Genomic DNA, 21,755 nt, shown 5'->3' with positions numbered 1-21,755 from the left:
CTCGCGTTTGTATTGATTTTTCAGTATTTTTTATATACACACTTCAGTATTCTCTATGTTTTAGAAAAAATTATAATATAGTAAACAAGCTTTTTATTTATTAAAAAACATTATTTAATATATATTAAAAATACTCTTTGTTGTTAAGTGTTAAATGTATTATCCATTGTGATTGAAATTAATGTGCTTAATATTTAATTGAACGTAAAAAATGCATATTGGCACCATTATATTCTTTGCTCGTTTCTGATATTGCGTAGCTTTGTATTGCGATAGCCTTTTGAGCACTTGAGGAGATGAGCGACTTTATTTCTTTTTTATCTATATGTGCCACTTTTGCTTATGGCAATCCAAGCGAATAGTTTTGATTGCCAAGCAAATAGTTTTGATTGATTGAATGGAATACGAAGAATAAGAAGGAGTAAAGTGCGAGAATCTCAAGTCTCATGAGGTTTCTTATGCGCCATGTAAAACGGAAAACTCTCCGTTCCGTTCGCTTAAAGCCGGAACGTGGATGAGAGCCTAAAAACTGAATGTCGTTGGCTATTTTAAAGAGATTAGCGCGTGCATTCAGATTTTTGTGGAAATGGGTGAGGGTGTCATAATGGGCAAATGCCTCCAATTTCTTGCGAGCTGTCAAGGATATCCCGTCAGAGAGTGAATTGTTTCAGCAAAGATCAAAACCTTTCAGTGCATCAAATTTTGTTCCAACAGCTGTTCCTCTATTGAGCACGCCCCATCTTCACGCTTCATAAAAGAGACATTTCTCAATGTTCCTAAACCCATTTCACGACGGCGATTATGAATGGTATAACGATAAATCTATTGAGCACCTCTTTTACGCTTCATAAAAGAGACATTTCTCAATGTTCCTAAACCCATTTCACGACGGCGATTATGAATGATATAACGATAAATCTATTGAGCATCTCTTTTACGCTTCATAAAAGAGACATTTCTCAATGTTCCTAAACCCATTTCACGACGGTGGCTCGTGAATGATATAACAATAAATCTATTGAGCACCTCTTTTACGCTTCATAGAGGAGACATTTCTCAATGTTCCTAAACCCATTTCACGACGGCGATTGTGAATGGTATAACGATAAATCTATTGAGCACCTCTTTTACGCTTCATAGAGGAGCAAGCCGGTGCCATTACTATATTTGCCAGTTCGTGGGTGTTGTGACAGTCCTCTCCACAATGTTGTGACAGGCCCCTTTGTCCGTTGTGACAGTCCTTGGCGCTTGAGGTGGTTCATTAGAGGCGTTTGTAGTCCTTATCGGATACAATTTCTATCCATACATTCATTGCGTTTGTGATGTGCTAGTCAGTGATTTTGATTGATGCAACATGGGACAGATTTAAAATGAGAAAATCTTACGGTATTTAGGATTCTCATTCAATATGGATAACGCTAGATTATTATTATAAATCAATACATTATCTCATTGAGATAAGAGTTATCTACCCAATGTTATCAATAATGATAACATTGTAAGCGTAACTACTATGAATTCATTAATCTTTTTTACTTCGATTGAAATTATGTCTATTAATACTGATTTTTTTTGAGCTAATTCTGTTTGGTTGATAGCTAATTGATTTTTAAAATCAAGATGTGAAGCTAGAATGAAAAACACCTTACGGTCATAGCCATTTAAATCACTTTCTGCCAGTATAGCCATTGGGTGTTGAGCCATGACTATTCATTTCTTTCCAAAACCGTTGTGCCTTTTAAGTACAACATAAGCAACAAAACCATCCATAGCATAAATGCGGACCAGAGCCTAAAATGAACGCTGTGGGTAATTGTTATCGGTCATCATCGGGGTGTTTACACCCCGATTTTTTGACAGAAAGATTTGTTTTAAGACGTTTGCATCTTTTTTAGTGGGTTGTTTATTGGGGAGCAATCATCTTTTTAGGATCAACTAATCGATCATAATCCTCTACAAAAACGCCTGCTTTTAATGCTTCGGTGCGCAAAGTTGTATCATTTTTATGCGCTGCTTTGGCAATTTCAGCAGCTTTTTCATAGCCAATTTCTGGTGCAAGAGCTGTGACTAACATGAGTGAGCGCTCCATGAGCGAGTGAATATGAACACGATTGGCCCGTAATCCTTGAATGCAATGCATATCAAAAGAACGCATGCAATCACCAAGAAGGGTAATTGATTGTAAAACGTTATAGCCAATAACAGGTTTATAAACGTTGAGTTCAAAATGTCCTTGGCTTGCGGCAAAGGTTACGCTGGTATGATTCCCAAAGACTTGGCAAGAAACCATGGTCATGGCTTCACATTGTGTGGGGTTGACTTTGCCGGGCATAATGGAAGAGCCGGGTTCATTTTCAGGAAGACTGAGTTCTCCTAAACCAGAACGTGGACCAGAGCCTAAAAACCGAATGTCATTAGCAATTTTAAACAAATCAGCAGCGAGAGCATTCAAGCTTCCGTGGAAATGCGCAAGGGCGCCATGATGGGCAAGTGCTTCAAATTTATTGCTGGCAGTTTGGAACGTTATTTCTGTGAGAGTGCTTACTGTTTGCGCAAAAGCAACGTCAAAACCTTTGGGTGCATTCAGTCCTGTGCCAACAGCCGTGCCACCTTGAGCAAGCATTTGGACATCGGTTAGAGCATTTTCAATGCGCTGAAGATTGGCTTCTAATGCGGTACGATAGCCTGAAAATTCTTGCCCTAAGGTTAAAGGGGTTGCATCTTGGGTATGGGTGCGGCCGATTTTAATGATGTCTGCAAATTCTTGCTCTTTTTGTTTTAATGTCGCAATAAGAGCTTCAAGGATTGGCAGTAAGTGTTGGCGTGTTTGCAACGTGGTGGCAATGTGAAGCGCCGTGGGAAAGGAATCGTTCGATGATTGACTCATATTGACATGGTCATTGGGATGAACGGGTTTTTTGCTTCCAAGCTTTCCTCCCAAAATCTTACTAGCACGATTAGCAATGACTTCATTGACATTCATATTGCTTTGTGTGCCTGAGCCTGTTTGCCAGACGGAGAGTGGAAAATGCGTATCAAAATCGCCAGCAAGCACTTCATCAGCGGCGGCAATAATTGCTTTTCCAATATTTTCTGGTAGTTTGCCTTTGTCCATATTTACAAGTGCTGCTGCTTTTTTGACAAGGACTAAGGCATAGATGATGGCAAGAGGCTGCTTTTCACTGCCAATATTAAAATTATGCAGAGAACGTTCAGTTTGTGCGCCCCAATAACGATCTTGACGGACCGAAATCGTTCCAAAGCTATCCGTTTCCTGACGTGTTTCAACCATGATAAGATCCTTTTTTGTTCACGGGTTCTCAAAAAAGATAGATAACGCGAAAGTGCAATAAGAGGCAAGACTTTGAAGCTTCATTTAGAAAAATTATTTTATGGCTATTCTTGACATTGAGAGATGCCGATTTTATATCTAACTCATGTTAGCACTCACGTGAAGAGAGTGCTAGCAAGAACTTTTAAGATTAATGCAATTATGTTCAGTTTTAAGGATTTAAAACATGGCTAATATACAATTCCGCCCACTTCACGACCGTGTCGTTGTCCGTCGGGTTGAATCTGAAAATAAAACAGCTGGTGGGATCATCATCCCTGATACAGCAAAAGAAAAACCTCAAGAAGGCGAAGTGATTGCTGTTGGCAATGGCGCTCTGGATGATAATGGAAAGCGCGTGCCGTTAGAAGTCAAAACAGGAGACCGTATTTTGTTTGGAAAATGGTCTGGAACTGAAGTCAAGATTAATGGGGAAGATCTCCTCATCATGAAAGAATCTGACATTATGGGAATTATGGGCTAATTGAAGCGCTTAGTTTTTCATTGTGTACTATTTTGAAAAAAACTCCAAGGAGAAATTAAATGGCTGCTAAAGAAGTCAAATTTGGCCGTGATGCGCGTGAGCGTTTGTTGCGCGGTGTCGACATTCTTGCTAATGCTGTGAAGGTGACACTCGGCCCTAAAGGTCGCAATGTGGTGATTGATAAATCATTCGGTGCGCCTCGCATCACAAAAGATGGTGTATCCGTTGCAAAAGAAATCGAACTGGAAGATAAGTTCGAAAATATGGGTGCGCAAATGTTGCGCGAAGTTGCTTCTAAAACCAATGATGTTGCCGGTGATGGAACAACAACAGCAACTGTTTTGGGACAGGCTATTGTGCAAGAAGGTGTTAAAGCCGTTGCTGCTGGTATGAACCCAATGGATTTGAAGCGTGGAATTGATGCTGCTGTTGAAGAAGTGGTGGCAAACCTCTTCAAAAAAGCTAAAAAAATTCAAACTTCTGCAGAAATTGCACAGGTGGGAACAATTTCCGCCAATGGTGCTGCTGAAATCGGTAAAATGATCGCTGATGCTATGGAAAAAGTGGGCAATGAAGGCGTCATTACCGTGGAAGAAGCTAAAACCGCTGAAACGGAATTGGAAGTCGTGGAAGGAATGCAATTTGACCGCGGGTATCTTTCCCCTTATTTTGTCACAAATGCTGAGAAAATGGTCGCTGATCTCGATGATCCTTACATTCTCATTCATGAAAAGAAATTGTCTAATTTGCAATCCTTACTTCCTGTGCTTGAAGCTGTTGTTCAGTCTGGAAAACCACTTCTCATTATCGCTGAAGATGTGGAAGGTGAAGCTTTGGCAACGCTCGTGGTTAACAAACTGCGCGGTGGTTTGAAAATTGCTGCTGTAAAAGCTCCTGGATTTGGTGATCGCCGTAAAGCAATGCTGGAAGATATTGCTATCTTGACATCTGGACAGGTTATTTCTGAAGATGTGGGCATTAAACTTGAAAATGTCACTTTGGATATGCTTGGACGTGCAAAGAAAGTGAATATTTCTAAAGAAAATACCACCATTATTGATGGTGCTGGACAAAAAGCTGAAATTACTGCTCGCGTCAATCAAATCAAGGCTCAGATCGAAGAAACAACTTCTGACTATGACCGTGAGAAATTGCAAGAAAGACTTGCTAAACTCGCTGGTGGTGTTGCTGTTATCCGTGTGGGTGGTGCAACAGAAGTTGAAGTGAAAGAAAAGAAAGACCGTGTTGATGATGCTTTGAATGCAACACGTGCTGCTGTTGAAGAAGGTATTGTTGCTGGTGGTGGTACCGCATTGTTGCGTGCAGCAAATGCGTTGACTGTTAAGGGAAGTAATCCTGACCAAGAAGCGGGTATTAGTATCGTTCGTCGTGCTCTACAAGCTCCAGCGCGCCAAATCGCAACCAATGCTGGTGAAGAAGCCGCTATTATTGTGGGCAAAGTGCTAGAAAATAATGCTGACACTTATGGTTACAATACCGCAACCGGTGAATTTGGTGATTTGATTGCTTTGGGAATTGTTGATCCCGTGAAAGTTGTGCGTTCTGCTCTTCAGAATGCGGCTTCAATTGCGAGCCTTCTGATCACAACAGAAGCAATGGTTGCTGAAGTTCCCAAAAAAGACACTCCAATGCCTCCAATGCCTGCTGGTGGAATGGGCGGAATGGGCGGAATGGATTTCTAAGCTCTTTTCCATAGACGTAATAAAGAAACGGGTCTTATGGGCCCGTTTTCTTGTATATTTCTTTTGTGCATACGAATTTTCCTCTTTATGATTGTTTCTTTATCTTAGAGGATTATTCTCTTTTCCACGGAGGGATATGTCGTCATTATGAAGAGAGTGAATAGATCTCACTCTTGGTTTTTGGCTTTTTCTCTTGCATTTATGAAATGTTTCTATTGTGCAGAGATTGTGATTGCCTTTGAAAATATTTTGCTGATAAAAATACAATTCTTTGATTTATAATAATTTCTTTCTCATATAGTTCTTTTTTTTATTTTAAGCTTATTCATTTATCATTAAAAAATCCTGTGTTTGTGCTTCATAAGGTGAGAGGTCACTACGGTTTTTATAAACCAACGCAATCATTAAAAGTCAGTAGTTAAGAGTTAGTAATTAAGAGTTAGTACCTATTGAGCGTTGGAAAGACAGAGTTGAAAAGAGCATGATGGGGCTGGTTTGTTTTTTATGAATAAGATGCTGGTATTTCAAGCTTTTGCATAAGGGGATAAGCATCTCTCTGTTTCGTTGATCTCTGAAATGGGGAGACTGCTCCATTTGAGAAGCTTAAAGATAAAAGCTAATTTTTCGCCTTGCTCTCATCTTTTTTTCGGTAAGCTCATCACCTAAACTGGAGCCAAACCCATGTTGTTATACTCAAGTTCTGTTTGTTGCCTATATTGTGACAGAAAATTCTTGGGGGGGGGAGCAATTTTTGAGCTAAGGGGACCATGACAGATAGCTGAAAAAAATCATTACGAGACAGTAGGCGCGCTTGTTTTAGAATTTTTAATGCTTCTGATGATAAAGGCACGCGAAATTCTGTTGTAGCTTCATGCCTTCTTTTCATATTTTCGAGCCAAGGATTTTTCATATATTCTCTTCAATTTGATCTTTATGCATAGGACATAAGGGCATTGGGCGGCAGGGCATTGGGAGGGTGGAAATTGGGCGGCAGGGCATTGGGCGGCAGGGCATTGGGAGGCAGGGCATTGGGCGGCAGGGCATTGGGAGGCAGGGCATTGGGAGGGTGAAAATTGAGAGGTAGGGTATTGAGAGGCAGGGAGGAGCCGGCTTGCTTTTTTATTAAACGTAAAGATGAGAGGCTTTATGTAAGGCTACCATTACATTGCTTGTTTATGCACTTCTTTAAAAGAAATGTCTTTTAATACAAATTCTTGGCAATGCTATTTATGAAGAGTATAAAATCATTTGGATATCAATAGATTATTAAAAAAATGTATGTTGGTATGATCCTTTTCTTATGTTACCAAAGTTGCTGACTTACGTGTTTGTTAAAAATCTCTCTTCATACCCTTAAATTCATTTCATGAAAGTGTTTGTGAAGAGTGCGACGTTTGTGAAGCTTGTAAAAACCTTTCGTGAGACGTGAAAAATCATCAATAAAACTCCATGTGTTCAAAAAATAACGAATGGCTTTTTATATTTTAAAATAATTGAACACGTCTCACGGTTCATTTTTTATTTTTTATTTTAGAGCTGAATATTCGATTTTTGTGTAAAAAAATTTCCCAGCGCATCTATAATCCGTGAAAAATCAAGCGCTAATAACACAATGATGAATATAATCCACTTCGTATAACGCGACATCACTTTTATACTTTTATAAGTCATGATGATTTCTTGTAGGATTTCTTTTTCCTTTTCTGTAAGCTCTTTATCGTCTTGTGTTTTTTTTCTAGCCATGTTTCCACCCACACATGTGTTCCCCTTGTTTGTTATGCTTTAAAATATCTCTTGCGAGATTTGAACTGATGATATTGAGATCTTTGTTGTCTAAATAAATGGGCAGCCAACCAACGCAAGAAAAAGGCTCATTGATTGTTTTTATCGCGCAACCAGTGAGTAAGAGCAGCCCGTACATCAGTATCACTTTTTTGATTAATTTCATTTTCCACCTCTTGCCGTGTTGTTGATGACTTTAGTGTTGTTTCTATTTGCTTTTGTTGCTCAATCTTCTTTCCAAGAGTGAAAGCTTTTGCTAAAGCAATAAAAAAAGCGGTCAGAGCCGCTCCTGTTATCATCAGATTTTTTTTCAACCACCCCATCATAAACGCTGCTCCCGAAACCGTTTTGCCACAAAGAAAATGCCAACGAAGGCGGCTAAAACCATAATGGTTGCTAATGCCCATTGGATAGGACCATTGCCTGCCAATAAACCGCCAAGACCAGAAAAAGAACCAATAATCGGCGTAAGCGCTTCTGCCTTGAAAACACCCGTTGGTGCTTGCGTTTCTACGGTTTGATAGTTGGAAGAAACATAAGCCCCTTTCGCCCATAAGCCTGCTTCTGCTGCACGACGGTGCACTAAACCGTGAAGACGTTTTCCTCCTGCTTTGGTCCACTTTTGTAACTCAGCAGGGACGGCTTCATATTCGCCGTTATTGAGCTTTTTTAGAAGGGTCGAATTACAAAAAGCTGCCGTTCCTACATTATAGCAAAACGATACGAGTGCGGCGAATTGTTCATTCGTTAAAGAAACCGTCACATGTTTTTCAACGGTGTTTTCAAATTGCCTTAAATCTTGACAAAGAACTTCTTCTGCTTGTTCTTCAGTAATGATCATGCCCTTGTGAACGAACGGTTTGCCAGCCGTGCTGGTATGACCATAGCCGATTGTCCACACCCCAATGGCATCTTTATAGGCTTGTAAACGCAATCCTTCCCATTGTTTAATGAGTGCAAGTCCTGCTTTAGATATTTTTCTCATTTGCTTCTCCATAAAATAAAGCCTCACGGTAACGTGAGGCTGGTTGACAGATTAAAAATGAATTTTTTCACGCTTCAAAAACAGAAGAGATGTGAAACTGTGATGAAATCAAAAGGTTGGGCAAGAGGGATAATGGTTGGGCAAGAGGGGTAAATAGTTGGGCAAGAGAGGTAAATGGTTGGGCAAGAGGGATAATGGTTGGGCAAGAGGGGTAAATAGTTGGGCAAGAGGGGTAAATAGTTGGGCAAGAGGGGTAAATGGTTGGGCAAGAGGGGTAAATGGTTGGGCAAGAAGGGTAATGGTTGGGCTGGTGTTTTCCGTTAAGAGAGGTTGTTGATTTTAAGACCTTGTATTGGTTTTTTGATGGAGTCTTTATTGGTGTGCGGGCAGTTGTTGGGTTGATGCACGATAAGCGTGATCTATAGTGGTTGTGTTCGTCGTATGGCATTGATGTGGGGGGCTTGAGATATAAGCGCACACTCTCAGAAAAACAAGACATATGCTTTTACTGAAGACGGAAGCATTCAATATTTTATGTATCAAGCGTTTTGCCTATTCAAATAGTCTCATTGTTACAAAAAGCTTTGGGCGAACAAGAGCTTTGGAATTTTGATACAATTTTAAGAGGGGATGGTTTTTATCGGACAATGGTGCTTTTTCTTTAAGAGAAAAGTTGTTTGCTATTTTTGTTTTACGAACACAAAAGCCGATTTGCCTAGAGAAATCTTCGCTGTAAAGCAATCTCTCTTCGTTCTTTGATGAATAGCAATATGGAAAAAACCTCAATTACATCGTTAAAGATTTGTATTCAGTAATCCTTTTTTGGTGAGAGGAAATAGAAACAGTTTTTCCCTCTGTTGTTTTTAAGTTTTTTTCAAATCTCTCTCTCAGGGTTTCGCCTTTTTTGTTGACTGTTTCATGTTCAGCTTCCGGATGGACTTTTAAATATTGTTCTAGACGTCTTCTTCCTTGCGCATGTTTGTATAAACTGATGGGAAGATAGGAATCTAACTTTTCAGCAGATAAAGAGGAATGGGGTTCACATAATACACCCTTAACATTATCTTTGTGCAATCTTGCTAATTTATCAGATTCAAGATGAAGTTTTTTGGCAAGGCTTAAGCTGAACATTCCACATTCAGAAGAGCTTCGCTGAATATCCATTTCTGCTGTGGTAAAAGAATAAGGAGGCAGTTGAAGACATTGAAGGGTTTGATTTATTTTTCTCTCTAGTTTGCAAGCCGTGATATTCTGAAAGGTTGTAGGTTCAAGCATAATCAAAGAGATTTTCTCATCAACTTTTTGATAATCAAGGACGGCAAAGTGGATTGTGCTTCCCGAATTGACTATAAATCGGGCAGATTTTGCGCCGCTCTCAACGACTTCTTTTAGGGCGTGCGAAAACTCTTCTGCTGTAAGAGCCAATTTGAGATTCATGTCTGGATATTTGCTGTTTGCTTTTTCTACGAGAGCCGGCATCAATCTAATATCCGTATCTTCATAATAAGCGTTAATCCAACGGCCGGTGACGAGATCATCTTCTAAGCCTGTAATAATATCTTTTAATTCGGCAGAACTCGGTGCAACATGTTCTTCTTCTGTTTGGACCGAGCTTTGCATTAAACGGGCAATAAGGTCTTCTAAAGATTCATTTGCACTTGCCCCTTCTGGTGTTGGTGAGGAATGAGGTTGGGAAGAATCTTGTGGCTTCATAAGCTTAGCCTCCATATTGATAATTGGTAGAAAATATTATTTTCTTCAATTCTGGCTAAACAATGTTTTGAAAGAGAACCTTTGCATCTTGGAAGGTGAGGTTAAAAAGGGGTGTTTTTAAAAAGCTTATGGTTTTCTTGAATTTAAAAAAATGAAGCATCTCGTGCATTTTCAAATTTATGAGCACTGTTTTAAAATGGGCTATTTTTGATAGAGCTGTCCTGTTTTATCCTTTGTCTTTGAAGAAGTCATGTTGCTTACTGTTTGCATCTTTACCTCTTTCAAAGGAAAAAAAGATTTGCTAACAGCAATTTATGCTTAACCGTCAAGCCGCAGAGCTTCATTCTTTGTGGATGTGGAATAGGGCTAAATGCTTATTACATCATTAGAGATTTATATTCTGTGGCTCTTTTTCTGTGTTGTGAAACAGAAACAGTTTTTGTCTCTGTTGCTACCAAGCTTCTCTCAAACCTCTCAGTTAGGGTTTCGCCTTTTTTGTTTACTTTCTCCTGTGCTGCTTCTGGATTGGCTTTTAGATATTCCCCAAGACGTCTTCTTCCTTGCACGTGTTTGTAAAAAGTGGTCGGAAGATATGGATCCAATTTTTCTGCAGGTAAAGGCGTGTCTGGTTTACATAATACACCCTTAACATTATCCTGATGCAGTCTTTCTAATTTTTGAGATTCGGTATGAAGCTTTTTAGCAAGGGCTAAGCTGAACATTCCACATTCAGAAGAGCTTCGCTGAATATCCATTTCTACCATGGCAAAAGAACAATTGGGCAACTCATGCGCTTTAAGAGCCAATTGTGTTCTTAATGCCAGCACTGCTGGTTTCATATTGTTGAGTGTTGTAGGTTCAAAAAATATCACGGAGGTTTTGTCATCGATGGTTTGATGATCAATCACTGAAAAATGAATTCCTCTATCCTTTGTGTAAATGATAAATCTGGAAGATTGAACGCCGTTTTCGATGGCTTCTTTGAGTGCAAGGGCAAAGTCGTGAGATGACGCTGCCAATTGAAGACGCATGTCGGGATATTTACGATTTGCCTGATCTACCAAGGCTGGCATTAGTTTAAGATCTGTACTTGCATAATCAGCTGTGACCCAACGACCCGTTGAGATATCATCCTCTAAACGGGCAATGATACTTTTTAATTCTTCACGATTGAATGGGATATTTTTGCCTTTTTCGCTACTGGGGTGTTCTAAATGTGCAGTAAGAGTGTCTAATGATGCATTTGCATGCGCCCCTTCTGGTGCGCTTGCACCTTCTGGGGTTTGCGAGGAATGAGGGAGGGAAGAATCTTGTGGCTTCATAAGCTTAGCCTCTATATTGATAATTGGTAGAAAATATTATCTTCTTCAATTCTGGCTAAACAATGTTTGCAGGAAAGATTTTTAGCTTAAAAAAATAAAGAGATGAAATCACCTTTATTTAAAAAAAAAATGTTACGAAAGACAAAATCCCACGCTTTTCAGAGTCAAGGAAAGGTATCTTTTTATCTTTTTAAGAGGTCATGTTGCTTATTGTTTGCATCTTTACCTCTTCCAAAGGGAAAAGAAGATTTGCTAACAGTAATTTATGCTTAACCGTCAAGCCGCAGAACTTCATTACTTTGTGAAGGTGGAATAGAGCTAAATGCTTATTACATCATCAGAGATTTGTATTCTGTTGCTCTTTTTCTGTGTTGTGAAACAGAAACAGTTTTTGTCTCTGTTGCCACCAAGCTTCTCTCAAACCTCTCAGTTAGGGTTTCGCCTTTTTTGTTTACTTTTTCATGTGCTGCTTCTGGATTGGCTGTTAAATATTCCCTAAGACGTCTTCTGCCTTGCACGTGTTTGTATAAACGAGCTGGAAGATATGGATCTAATTTTTCAGCAGGTAAAGGCGTGTCTGGTTCACATAACACACCCTTAATATTATCTTTGTGCAGTCTTTCCAATTTTTGAGATTCGAGATAAAGCTTTTTGGCAAGGCTTAAGCTGAACATCCCGCATTCAGAGGAACTGCGTTGAATATTCATTTCTGCCATGGCAAAATGAATGTTAGGCAATTGGTGATGTTCAATGGATTGTCGCGTTCTTAATGCAAGTAAGGCGGGGAGCGTGTCACGCAGTGAGGTAGGTTCTAAAAATATCAGAGATGTCTTGTCCCCTATGGTTTGATGATCAATGACCGCAAAATGAATTCCTCTATCTTTTGCGTTAACGATCAGTCTAGAAGATTTAATGCCATTTTCGAGTGTTTCTTTGAGTGCAAGGGCAAAGTCGTCAGGTGTCATTGCAAGTTTAAGATTCATCTCTGGATATTTACGATTGGCTTGATCTACCAAAGCTGGCATCATGTAAAGATCTAAAATATCATAATAATTTTTGATCCAACTGCCATCGGCATTATGCTGTTCTAAACCGGCAACAATATCTTTTAACTCTGCACGGTTGAAAGGGGTGTTTTGTATTTTTTCGATGTTAAGCCGTTCTAAATGTGCTGTAAGAGTGTCTAATGATGCACTTGCACCTTCTGGTGCGCTTGCGCCTTCTGGGGTTTGCGAGGAATGAGGTGAGGGAGAATCTTGTGGCTTCATAAGCTTAGCCTCTATGTTGATGATCAATAGGTGATATTATCTTCTTCAATTCTGGCTAAACAATGTTTTGAAAAGAAGCCTTTACATCTTAAAAAATGAGGCGATGAGAGCATAATGAGGCCGTTTTCATATTTTTATGCGTGTATTGCTCATCATTGCTGTGATGTATAATATCGGTATTTTATGGGGGTATTTTATGGGGGTATTATTAGGGCGTTCTCTTGGGAGCCCCTAGTGAATACGGCTTGTTTTGAAGATCTCAAAATTATAGAGCTGTTGGTGATGCAAATTGGGTGATGCAAAAGAAAATAGTCAAAAAAAGACGAAAGATACCTTCAAACTGTAAAGTTTTAAACATTGTCGCGAAACACACTGTTTTATAACAGTCTATAATAATTTATAATAAGTCTATAATAATGCAAAAACTTTATGATGAAATCTGGACGCAGAAAACCCCTTACCGCATCCACCATTAAATACGATTTTTCATATTTTGTCAACAGTAAAACGATTATTTTTCCTCCTTTATCGCGGGAAAAAATCTACAGAAAAAAGCTCATTCATTGGCTATACAGCAAAATATTTTCCTTTGAGGCATGGATTAAGTAAAGCATGGGTCGATATAAGGTTAAGTCTCTTTGATAGGTCGAAGTATTTTTTAAGCGTGGTGGATATTTTTGAGCTTGTTTGCTGAGCGCTTTAAGCTTGTCAATCCCATGGAGTTCTATGAAAGAGTAAGCTCAGTGGATCTCAAGTGCACCCTGCCAAAGGAAGACTTTACAAAGGCGCTGGTTATAAAGAGACATGTTATAAAGGAGAGGAGAATCTTTATCCTGTGTGGAGGAGGAAATGATGGGTGTTTTAGCGAAGACTCTTTTTGCTAGAATTGTCAAAATGTTTATAAAGGGCATCAAGAATAATACGCAACGAACCAACAAGCGTAGAGAGTGGTTGATCTTCTATAACAAGAGAGTGTAATGCCGCATGAAAGTTATGTTGACGATGCAGATATTGTGCTTCTTTAATCGCTTCTTGCATCGCTTCATAGTGTTCCGTTGCTCTTTGAACCCATTGCTTTTTTGCTTTCTCATCTGATACGCTGTGCGTAAAACCATCATAATAGCCATTTGGTAAACCTTTTGCACATAAATAGTCGTTTCTAATTTGCAAGTATTGTTGTGCTGTGTCATATTGCTCTTTACTGATGCCTGATGAATCCCCTTTATAGCCAAGCAAACAAAGACGCCCAATATAGGTCCCAACAAGCGGATTTTTCGCTTCTTCGAGGCTTAAACCAAAGTGTTTTGCACGCATTTCAATCGCCGGTTGAAACCCAGATTCGCTGGGGATTGTGGCACGTGAAATACAGCTATTGGGCTCTTTGCGCTTGCCTGTTATTTTCGCTCTACCGCGTTTTTTACGTATTTTCATGAACTTAACCATTTGAATGAAAAAGAAACTGGCTGTTGATGAGGGACAGTGATGTAAAAAGCACTTAGAATAAATACTAGCGGGAGAGCAAATACTGTGGAGAGCAATACTAGCGGGATATGAGCCGTTGCAGATCAAAAAACAAATGATACTAAAGGCGTTGTAAATGCAAAGAAAAGCAACGGTGTGGGGCGAAAAATCATCCTTAAGGGGGGCTTACCATTTTTTTCATTGATAGCGGATTATTCGCTTTCTAAATGTTTCTTAACTGTTCTTGAGAAATTGAAGAAAAATTTTTGTCAAATGTGAATGAAAAAATAAAAATGATATTCCATGGGCATGTCATCGTCTATTTCTAATAGGACGTTTTTTCTAATGGGATTATTTATCTCTTTTTTCACGAGCGCTTTACCAAACCTTTTTACAGGTAAAATTGAAAAGTTATTGTTTTCTTATGGGGGGATTATGGGGTGCTGTACTAAGATGCCTGATATATATTATGCTGTTAAGCATATTCTTTTACTTGATAGAACATGTTCTTTATACTTGATAGAAGATATGCACTATACTTGATAGAAGTTATACACTCTATAGAAGATATGTACTCTATAGAAGATATGTACTCTATAGAAGTTATGTACTCTTCTGTTGAGTGGCAAAAAGCATCCCCCGCATCCTATTATAATAGCATAAGATGCCCTATATTTTCAAATAAAATATCGTTTATCGGCTCAAAATAAATTGTGAATGGTCTCGCTATTTGGTTTGCTGTTTCCTTTATGAATATCCTTTATAGAATATAAAACTTTCCGTTTTTACTGTTTTAATGGATCGCCTCATGAGATGAGGGGATATCGTTTAAAGGACACAATGCGCTATCGAAAGAAGCTGTTTTTATAAGCGGAAAATGCCTTTATGGAAGATGCCTTTATAAATATGGGGGAAGTTTCTTTTTAATAAAGAATTTTTAAAATGAAGCCTTTTTGCTTAAGAAGCTTTCAAATGAGGATTAAAGTGGTTTGTCGTGCGCTTTTCATGCTGGATAATCGGGTGCTTGTTCGACTTTGTTTTGTTTTTTCTAGAGCCATGTCTTAGGGCTCTCTTTTGCCCATTTCGCAATGGTGCCTCGTGAAGGTATAACGATTGAGCCAGCGCAAATTTGAGCTCGCTAAAAAAAGTCCCCAATGAAATCCATATAAAGTTTGAGCAATATAAAATCTATTGAATAGTCCATCTTTACGCTCGTGAAGAAGAAAGTCCGTAGCATCACACATTTTGCCAGCTTTCATTGTTGCGATAGCTCTTGGCATTTGAAACGCTTCATGAGAGGCATTTGTCATCCTTTCTTAATGTTTTACTCTATATGGCTCTTTCTGCTTGTAACGCGCAAGAGATATGGTTTTGATCCAATATGGAACAGATTTAGAATAAGACAATCCTACGCTACTTAGGCTTCTCATTTAATATGCAAAATAATAAATTTATTATAAATCAATATGTTAGTTGTAAAACTTTACACATCAGATATTTTTTTAGATTGAATATTTTTGTTTGGTGAATTTTGTGAAACATTGTCTTTTGAGGTGTGGGTAATAGATAAGGGGATACAATGGCGTTTGTGCTTGTAAGCTTAAGAGATTGTATGTTGACACCTATAAAGAATTTAAAAAATAGACTTCAAAAGTCTTATCGCACGGGTTTCATGGTCAAAAGAGTGCGAGATAAACCCGTTTTTCTGGTTGCATGTTCTCAAAGAGTGAGTGGGCATTTTAAAAGTGAGAAAATATCCATATGATCGAAGATAAATCACAACAGCAATCTGCCCATGAGGGAAATACGGCTTTTGCATCACAGCTGGTGTTGAATCATTCTGCGGCTTTCAAAAAATGGACGGCTCTCTCAAGAAAAGATTACGTCATCATTTTGTGTTTGGCTATCCTCTTGTTGGTGCTTTTTTCCGTGACTATCCATATGAGCCCTTTGGAGTTTTTTCACGTTATATCCGAGGAACAGGTTCAAATACTGGAGAAAATGGAACAAGGAGATTTTCGAAAAATGATGAAGGAGATCTTGAAACAGCCTTTTGAAAATAATCCTGCAATCGTGTTTTTGTATGGCGTGGGATGGAATGGTGTTTGGGCTTTTTTATGTCTCTTACCACAAATGATTTGGGGCTGTCTTGTGGTGTTCTTTCCACTCTTTTTTGTCTTTAACGCCATCTCTAAACGAGATGTGAAGGAAATGATAAAACTGTGGGATACATTGCCGGAGCAGCAACAGCTAGACAACCAAGCTATCAACAGAACACGATAGGGAAACGAGAGGATAATGCTTTTGTAAGGAGTTTTGGAATGTTGACTACAGCAGGGTTGGGTGTTGTCATGTTGGTGGGGGAGATCATGATAGTGTTTTCTACCATCATGACTATCGTGGCACTTTATTATTCTTTTATAAAACGGGTCATATTGTTGTTTTGGATGCGGCGGAAATTAAAAAAGGGGGCAGAACAGAATTTAGGGCATGATCAGGTAGAGGGTAGAGGACAGAGGACAGTTCTTGCAACACAGTTGCGTGCTTTTTCTTTTCAAGAATCTTTGGAACTTTCAAGAAAAGATTATTGTATCATCTTTTTTCTAGCCTTTATTTTGATGATGCTTTTCGTAGGTTTGATAGCTTTTTTTGCTTTTTTTCCAAGATCTACAATTTTTTTACACGGTTATGCGTTGCAATTGTTTAAGGTTAGCGTTTTTGTCGTACTGCTGCTGTTGTGGTGCTGTGTGTGTATGATTATCGCTTTACCTGTCATTTTAATCTTCCATAGTTTCCTTCATTATAGCGTGAAAAAAACAGTAAAGAGATTAGAAATATTTGCTTAAACAGAGAATAAAAATGATGATTTCATATCAATGCGATAGGGGGGGAAAGTGATTATTATTATACAATATTTGGCTTTTTTAGGGTTCATTATCATTGCCATTTTAATGGTTATGGTGATGGTCAGGCTTCCTTACCGGTTGATCAAGCATATCAGGTTATCTTTTAAACTCGCTCAAGACTTGAAAAAGAAAACGGCACAACAAAAGCAAGCCATACAACAACTGCACAATGATCAGAGAGAAATGAAAAAACACAATGTTGTGCATAAGACACTTGATGCAAAAATACGCTTTCTTAACTTCAAAGAATCTCTCCCTCTTTCTTCAAAAGAATGTAAAATAATCTTTTTTATCTTTATCCTCTTTACTGTTTTGCAATCTGCTTGCTTTATCGCAAATTTTGTATGGTGGAAGAGCGATATGGTCGGCGTTATCATGCAGCTGTTGAACACTTCTCTATGGATTGGACTTTTTTTCTTTTTTCCGATCATTGGGGTGATGTGCATAAAATTAACGAGAAAATTGAACAAAATACTTCAACAATTGGAAGAAGCAATACAACAACGCGATCAGGCAATTCGTATGCAGAATGGGCATGGAGGATAAAATGACGAGTAGCATTATCACATTAATAGTCTTTTTTTTCCTGTTATTTATGATCGTAAATATTTTATTGTGGGTGCCAGTTTGGACAATTTGTTACTTGTTTATCAAGCGTGCGCGGCTTTATTGTCGCGTGAAAAAGGAACTGAAATGCGTGCTGAATGAACGCGATATCGCCTTAAAACAGATCTCCCAAAAATAAAAAACAGCAGAATGTTTGATAAAAAGCCGCTTTCTCTTGTTTAGCAAGACTATAAAAAAATATTCTATCTTTCTACGGTCATAGTGATAGCTCCAATAGTTATAACTGTTGTCGTTAAGATATGGAGAGGGCAGGACTTTGTTTCTCTTGTCCTATTCGAGCCACTGGCATGGATGTTTGCCGGTGCTTTTTTATTCTTACTGATTGTTTTTATTATGCGCTTTGTTGTGACCCGTCAGTTGAACAAATTGATACGGCAATTAGAAGAAGAGCTTGAGCAGAACGGAGATCCCGTCATATTATACGAAGTGAGCGAGGGGAAAATGAGCGAGGGGAAAATGAGCGAGGGGAAAATGAGCGAGGGGAAAGTGAGCAAGGGGAAAGTGAGCGAGGGGAAAGTGAGCAAGGGGAAAGTGAGCGAGGGGAAAGTGAGCGAGGGGAAAATGAGCGAGGGGAAAAAGTGAGCAAGGGGAAAGTGAGCGAGGGGAAAATGAGCGAGGGGAAGTGAGCAAGGGGAAAGTGAGCAAGGGGAAAGTGAGCGAGGGGAAAAGTGAGTGAGGGAAAAAAGTGAGCGAGGGGAAAAAGTAAAGAGAGGCTTTTGTTGATCCTTTCTTTTGACTTGTTCATTAAGGAGCATGGGTGTACTTCTCGTTTTATGCTTTTTTATATTTGTGTCGTGTTTTTAAAAGAATTGAGGCTCTTGTTTGAGTGGGATTCTTGCTTGAGTTGGTGCTCTTGTTTGAGTGGAGCTCTTTCTTGAGTTGGAGCTCTTGCTTGAGTGCTGAGGGGAAAGTGAAGAGAGGCTGCTCTTGGGCTTTACTTGCTGTTCTCTTAAAGAGAGAAAATCTTGTAACTTATTTTCTTTTTATCAAGCATAAAAATGTGTTTTACCAAGCGATATGGAGAGCGAAAAATCTATACTTAAAGCAAAAGATATTCTGGTGTTTGGGGAAGAAAAGCCCATTTTTTGCAGGTGGAGAGGTAAGACGCATAGAGAAGACGCGCCAAAAGCTTTAAGTTTTTGATCAAGACGTTTTGCTCCATGGAAAGCGTAACAGTGCTGTTAAAGAGCTTGGGGTGGAGGGGGAAAATTGAAAGAAAAGAGGGACATCTATTTATTTACGAGACTGTTATTTATTTACGAGACCGTGAAGGACAGTTTCTCTCTCTCTGGATGAAAAAGGTTTTGTGCAATTTGGTTATGGAATTGTGAGAGACGCTGGTATCCATGCGGCGGCTTGCCAAATGATTAATCCTTATCATTTTAGGGCTTTATCATTTTGGGGGGGCCAGATTGACAACGAGGCATTGAGGCAAAGGGGTGGATTTTAAGGCAAAGGGATTGAAATTTCTTGAGGAAGAGGTAAGCGTAGGGCGTGTCGTGTACTTGAGGAAGTTTTCGATGAGGCAATGAATGAGGTTGATCTGGGACTGAGGTTGATCTTGGCCGCGTGCTTGGCTTTCAAGATGGGGGCACCACCTTGGAAAAAGGGGTGTTTGGGCTTGTAAGTGCCTCACGTATAGTGCTTCATGTATAAGCGCGTATAGGGCAAATGAACAAAATACGTAGAGGGGATTTATAGTACTTGCATTACTCTGAGAAGGGTGCTAAGCGAATTTACCGCGCTGGTGGCGTGCTATCAAATATTGAAGAGTGGGAATTTTAGAAGTGGGGGAGTATCCGTATGATCGAAGATAAATCACAACACCAATCTGCCCATAAGGGAGATAAGGCTTTTGTATCACAGTCAGTGTTGGATCAATCAGAAGCTTTCAAAAAATGGACGGCTCTTTCAACAGGCGATTATATCATCATTTGTTGTTTGGCTATCCTCTTGTTGGTGCTTTTTTCCGCGTCTGCCTATATGGATCCTTTGGAATTTTTTCACGTTATATCCAAAGAACAGCTCCAAGCACTGGGACAAATGAAACAAGAAAGTCTTCAGGAAAGACTTCAGGAAAGTCTTAAACACCCTTTCCAAAATCCTATAATTCAGCATGTTCTTGATGCGGGGTGGAATAGTGTTTGGGCTTTTTTATGTTTCTTACCGCAAATAATTTTTGGCGTTCTTTTTGGTTTTTGTCCGCTCTTTTTTGTCTTTAACGCCGTATTTAAACGGGATGTGAAGGAAATGATGCTACAATGGGAAACCTTGCCAGAGCAGCAACAGCTAGACAACCAATCTCTTAACAGAAGACAATAGGGGGAAAAGTGAGTGCTTCTTTAATCATTGGAATGTTGATTGCCGTAGGAACGGCAATTTTTATTTGTTCTGCAATTTTTATGGTATTCCTTTCTACCGTGGTGACAATCGTTGCACTTTATTATTCGTTGATAAAACGGACAATCTTGTTATTGGTGACGCAGCGAAAATTAAAAAAGGGTGCAGCGCAGAATTTAGGGCATTATCAGGTAGAGGGTAGAGGACAGAGGACAGTTCTTGCAACACAGTTGCGTGCCTTTTCTTTTCAAGAATCTTTGCTTCTCTCAAAAAAAGATTATTTTATGATCTTTTCTATCGCCTTCGTTATGGTTGCACTTTGCACAGGTTTTGTCGTTTTTTCAGCTTTTCTTCCAAAATCTGCGGTTTTTTTGCACAATTACGTGCCTATGATAGTGCTTCACATTATTGATTTTGTCATGCGACTGCTGTTTTGGGTCTGGACATGTATTGTTGTTTCTTTACCTGTCATTTTAATTCTCCATAGTCTCCTTCAGTATGGCGTGCAAGAAACAGTAAAGGAATTAGAAACATTTGTTTGAGCAGAGAATAAAAATGATGATTTCACATCAATGCGATAGGGAAAAAAAGGGAGCATTATGATGCAGCATTTGGTTTTTTTAGGGTTCATTATCATTGCCATTTTAATGGTTATGGTTATGGTCAGGTTTCCTTACCTGTTGATCAAGCATATGAGGTTATCTTTTAAACTCGCTCAAGGCTTGAAAAAGAGTACGACGCAACAAAAGCAAGCCATACAACAATTGCGCAATGATCGGGGAGAAATGAAAAGACACAATCTCGCGCTTGAGACACTTGATGCAAAAATGCGCTTTCTTAACTTCAAAGAATCTCTGCCTTTTTATTCAAAAGAATGTAAAATAATCTTTTTTATCCTTATTCTCTTTTCTGTTTTGCAATCTGCTTTCTCTATCGCAAATTTTGTATGGTGGAAAAATGATAGTGTTGCCTTTATCATGCAGCTGTTGAGCCTTATATGGTTAGGGATTCTTCTCTTTTCTCCGATCATTGGGATCATGTGCATGAAGTTAACGAGAAAATTGAACAAAATACTTCCACAATTGGAAGAAGCGATACAACAACGCGATCAGGCAATTCGTATGCAGAATGTGGTAGGGGGACAAAATGACGAGTAGTCTTATAACATTAATAGCCATTTCTTTCCTGTGTTTTACGCTCTTAGGTGTTTTAATATGGGCGCCAATCGTTGTCATTTATTACCTGTTTATCAAGCGTGCGCGGCTTTATTGTCGCGTGAAAAAGGAACTGAAATGCGTGCTGAATGAACGCGATATCGCCTTAAGACAGATCTCCCCAAAATAAAAAAGCAGCAGAATGTTTGATAAAAAACAGCTTTCTCTTGTTTGGCAAGACTATAAAAAAATATTCTATCTTTCTACGGTCATGGCGACTGCTCCAATAGTTATAACTGTTGTCGTTAAAATATGGAGAGGGCAGGACTTTGTTTCTCTTGTCGTATTCGAGCCACTAGCATGGATGCTTGCCTGTGTTTTTTTATTCTTACCGATTGTTTTTATTATGCGTTTTATCGTGACCCGTCAGTTGAACAAAATGATACGGCAATTAGAAGAAGAAGTTGAGCAGAAAGGAGCTCCCGTCATATTATACGATGTGAGTGAGGGAAAAGTGAGCGAGGGGAAGTGAGCGAGGGAAAGTGAGCGAGGGGGAAGTGAGCGAGGAGAAAATGAGCGAGGGGAAAGTGAGCGAGGGGAAAATGAGCGAGGGGAAAGTGAGCGAGGGGAAAATGAGCGAGGGGAAAGTGAGCAAGGGGAAAAAGTGAAGAGAGGCTTT

General features: G+C 39.2%; 20 protein-coding genes and 2 pseudogenes. 11 read left to right on the top strand and 11 right to left on the bottom strand.

The window, feature by feature from the left end; genetic code table 11:
* Positions 1-502: 502 nt before the first annotated feature.
* From ACFIJL_RS04425 to fumC, 4 genes and pseudogenes are all read right to left on the bottom strand, one after another.
* Positions 503-721: pseudogene (locus ACFIJL_RS04425) on the bottom strand (lyase family protein); the annotation flags it as partial.
* Between the two features lie 324 nt (positions 722-1,045).
* A pseudogene (locus tag ACFIJL_RS04420) lies at positions 1,046-1,205 on the bottom strand (DUF4102 domain-containing protein); the annotation flags it as partial.
* Between the two features lie 259 nt (positions 1,206-1,464).
* Entirely contained in the window at positions 1,465-1,704 is a 240-nt protein-coding gene (locus ACFIJL_RS04415; protein ID WP_375622887.1) for a hypothetical protein, read from the bottom strand.
* Positions 1,705-1,903: 199 nt separating this feature from the next.
* A complete protein-coding gene (gene fumC, locus ACFIJL_RS04410) occupies positions 1,904-3,292 on the bottom strand; it encodes a class II fumarate hydratase (RefSeq protein WP_375622885.1) in 1,389 nt (462 codons plus the stop codon).
* Between the two features lie 226 nt (positions 3,293-3,518).
* Here fumC and groES point away from each other — a divergent pair, with 226 nt between their 5' ends.
* Together groES and groL are read left to right on the top strand one after the other, a co-directional pair.
* Complete coding sequence (gene groES, locus ACFIJL_RS04405; protein WP_005774667.1) at positions 3,519-3,815, top strand: co-chaperone GroES; 297 nt, start codon at positions 3,519-3,521, stop codon at positions 3,813-3,815.
* Between the two features lie 59 nt (positions 3,816-3,874).
* Positions 3,875-5,518 carry a chaperonin GroEL gene (groL, locus tag ACFIJL_RS04400; RefSeq protein ID WP_375622883.1) on the top strand — a complete coding sequence of 548 codons (1,644 nt, stop codon included), beginning with the start codon at positions 3,875-3,877 and terminating at the stop codon, positions 5,516-5,518.
* Positions 5,519-7,048: 1,530 nt separating this feature from the next.
* Here the strand turns inward: groL and ACFIJL_RS04395 are convergent.
* The 3 genes from ACFIJL_RS04395 to ACFIJL_RS04385 all read right to left on the bottom strand — a co-directional run bounded on the left by ACFIJL_RS04395 (position 7,049) and on the right by ACFIJL_RS04385 (position 8,285).
* A complete protein-coding gene (locus ACFIJL_RS04395; RefSeq protein ID WP_375622881.1) occupies positions 7,049-7,261 on the bottom strand; it encodes a hypothetical protein in 213 nt (70 codons plus the stop codon).
* A 128-nt stretch (positions 7,262-7,389) separates the two neighbouring features.
* A complete protein-coding gene (locus ACFIJL_RS04390) occupies positions 7,390-7,626 on the bottom strand; it encodes a hypothetical protein (RefSeq protein WP_375622879.1) in 237 nt (78 codons plus the stop codon).
* A complete protein-coding gene (locus tag ACFIJL_RS04385; protein ID WP_375622877.1) occupies positions 7,623-8,285 on the bottom strand; it encodes a lysozyme in 663 nt (220 codons plus the stop codon). Before ACFIJL_RS04385 ends, ACFIJL_RS04390 begins: the two co-directional genes overlap by 4 nt.
* A 302-nt stretch (positions 8,286-8,587) precedes the next feature.
* Between ACFIJL_RS04385 and ACFIJL_RS04380 the strand changes: the two genes are divergently transcribed.
* Entirely contained in the window at positions 8,588-8,710 is a 123-nt protein-coding gene (locus ACFIJL_RS04380) for a hypothetical protein (protein ID WP_375622875.1), read from the top strand.
* A gap of 361 nt (positions 8,711-9,071) precedes the next feature.
* Here ACFIJL_RS04380 and ACFIJL_RS04375 read toward each other — a convergent pair whose 3' ends face one another.
* The 4 genes from ACFIJL_RS04375 to ACFIJL_RS04360 all read right to left on the bottom strand — a co-directional run bounded on the left by ACFIJL_RS04375 (position 9,072) and on the right by ACFIJL_RS04360 (position 14,019).
* Positions 9,072-9,998 (bottom strand): YopJ/AvrA family T3SS effector serine/threonine acetyltransferase, encoded by a 927-nt coding sequence (locus tag ACFIJL_RS04375; RefSeq protein WP_375622873.1) that lies wholly within the window; start codon positions 9,996-9,998, stop codon positions 9,072-9,074.
* A gap of 377 nt (positions 9,999-10,375) precedes the next feature.
* Entirely contained in the window at positions 10,376-11,320 is a 945-nt protein-coding gene (locus ACFIJL_RS04370; protein WP_375622871.1) for a YopJ/AvrA family T3SS effector serine/threonine acetyltransferase, read from the bottom strand.
* A gap of 329 nt (positions 11,321-11,649) precedes the next feature.
* Positions 11,650-12,588, bottom strand: coding sequence for a YopJ/AvrA family T3SS effector serine/threonine acetyltransferase (locus tag ACFIJL_RS04365; RefSeq protein ID WP_375622869.1), 939 nt, complete (start codon positions 12,586-12,588; stop codon positions 11,650-11,652).
* Positions 12,589-13,449: 861 nt separating this feature from the next.
* A complete protein-coding gene (locus ACFIJL_RS04360; RefSeq protein WP_375622867.1) occupies positions 13,450-14,019 on the bottom strand; it encodes a hypothetical protein in 570 nt (189 codons plus the stop codon).
* Between the two features lie 1,791 nt (positions 14,020-15,810).
* Here ACFIJL_RS04360 and ACFIJL_RS04355 point away from each other — a divergent pair.
* The 8 genes from ACFIJL_RS04355 (at position 15,811) to ACFIJL_RS04320 (ending at position 21,608) form a co-directional block, all read left to right on the top strand.
* Positions 15,811-16,332 carry a hypothetical protein gene (locus ACFIJL_RS04355; RefSeq protein WP_375622865.1) on the top strand — a complete coding sequence of 174 codons (522 nt, stop codon included), beginning with the start codon at positions 15,811-15,813 and terminating at the stop codon, positions 16,330-16,332.
* Positions 16,272-16,895 carry a hypothetical protein gene (locus ACFIJL_RS04350; protein ID WP_375622863.1) on the top strand — a complete coding sequence of 208 codons (624 nt, stop codon included), beginning with the start codon at positions 16,272-16,274 and terminating at the stop codon, positions 16,893-16,895. Before ACFIJL_RS04355 ends, ACFIJL_RS04350 begins: the two co-directional genes overlap by 61 nt.
* 48 nt (positions 16,896-16,943) lie before the next feature.
* Positions 16,944-17,501, top strand: a complete 558-nt coding sequence (locus tag ACFIJL_RS04345; RefSeq protein ID WP_375622861.1) for a hypothetical protein — start codon at positions 16,944-16,946, stop codon at positions 17,499-17,501.
* A 372-nt stretch (positions 17,502-17,873) separates the two neighbouring features.
* On the top strand, positions 17,874-18,164 hold the full coding sequence (locus ACFIJL_RS04340; RefSeq protein WP_375622859.1) for a hypothetical protein: 291 nt from the start codon (positions 17,874-17,876) through the stop codon (positions 18,162-18,164).
* Between the two features lie 1,221 nt (positions 18,165-19,385).
* Positions 19,386-19,904, top strand: a complete 519-nt coding sequence (locus ACFIJL_RS04335; RefSeq protein ID WP_375622857.1) for a hypothetical protein — start codon at positions 19,386-19,388, stop codon at positions 19,902-19,904.
* Between the two features lie 8 nt (positions 19,905-19,912).
* A complete protein-coding gene (locus tag ACFIJL_RS04330) occupies positions 19,913-20,464 on the top strand; it encodes a hypothetical protein (protein WP_375622855.1) in 552 nt (183 codons plus the stop codon).
* A gap of 57 nt (positions 20,465-20,521) precedes the next feature.
* Positions 20,522-21,079, top strand: a complete 558-nt coding sequence (locus ACFIJL_RS04325) for a hypothetical protein (RefSeq protein ID WP_375622853.1) — start codon at positions 20,522-20,524, stop codon at positions 21,077-21,079.
* Positions 21,080-21,278: 199 nt separating this feature from the next.
* Positions 21,279-21,608 carry a hypothetical protein gene (locus tag ACFIJL_RS04320; protein ID WP_273790893.1) on the top strand — a complete coding sequence of 110 codons (330 nt, stop codon included), beginning with the start codon at positions 21,279-21,281 and terminating at the stop codon, positions 21,606-21,608.
* Positions 21,609-21,755: the final 147 nt, after the last annotated feature.

It is taken from the genome of Bartonella sp. TT119HLJHH, from assembly GCF_042193385.1.
In the GTDB taxonomy this organism is placed as follows: domain Bacteria; phylum Pseudomonadota; class Alphaproteobacteria; order Rhizobiales; family Rhizobiaceae; genus Bartonella.
Note: the sequence above shows the minus strand (reverse complement) of the source record. Positions and strands in the feature narration are given on the sequence as shown.